The sequence below is a fragment of the Xenorhabdus santafensis genome, assembly GCF_033949405.1.
In the GTDB taxonomy this organism is placed as follows: Bacteria; Pseudomonadota; Gammaproteobacteria; order Enterobacterales; family Enterobacteriaceae; genus Xenorhabdus; species Xenorhabdus santafensis.
Genome location: NZ_VCDN01000081.1, coordinates 1 through 772, shown reverse-complemented (window position 1 = coordinate 772; position 772 = coordinate 1). Strand labels below are relative to the sequence as shown.

The 772-nt window shown below is 32.6% G+C and carries 1 protein-coding gene; it reads right to left on the bottom strand.

Going from position 1 to position 772, the window contains the following annotated elements; all coding sequences use genetic code 11:
• Positions 1-95: 95 nt before the first annotated feature.
• Positions 96-479: a transposase gene (locus FE392_RS16835; RefSeq protein WP_319931356.1), complete on the bottom strand. Its 384-nt coding sequence runs from the start codon at positions 477-479 to the stop codon at positions 96-98.
• Positions 480-772: the final 293 nt, after the last annotated feature.

Genomic DNA, 772 nt, shown 5'->3' with positions numbered 1-772 from the left:
CACTGGGGCTTAATCAATTTTTTTCAACATAAATAAGTTCTCTATAGATAAATTACGTCATAGTGATGTAATTTATCTATTTTTAGCAAGGCCATTTAATAAACAAATCTCGACGTGGGATTGTTTTTTTCTTCCTCAATCAACTCTTTCATAATTGAGCAAAAACTAAGGTTTTTGGGAACAAAAACAACGCTATTATATTCTTTAGGTGTTAATACCAGTGAAAACATATCCTTGCCATTTTCCAATAACCGTAGTCTATCCAGTTTTTCAAGTTGGGTAAGGAGAATATCATTTGTTGTTTTTATGATCATTTCCTCTACGTAGGATTTTCCTTTGGCTGAACCATGATAATAGAGTTCACGTATTGGTTTATATTCTTCGGGTAAATCATCACTCAACGGACCCAGCAAATAATTGCGCATCTCTTCTCTTTTTTTGATCATCTTGTCATAAAGATATTGATATACGGTTGTCATGTCATTCCTTTTTGATTGTTGAGGTGTGATTACAATTTCTGTGGGTATGTAAGCTAATTCAGATGCATAACAATAAACTGGAAGATCACGAGGATCTTTCCAGCTTTATTTAAGCTAATAAATCAGTTGCTTTGTTACAATGATTCAAACCATTGATAATGGAATTTCTTTTGTTCTTCTGGAGAAACATCAACATCTTTATCGTCGAAATCAAATATATGAACTATATTTTCAGGTAAGCCATGTTGACCTAATGTAGTTTCATAAGCGATTATACCATCTGACATATCCCT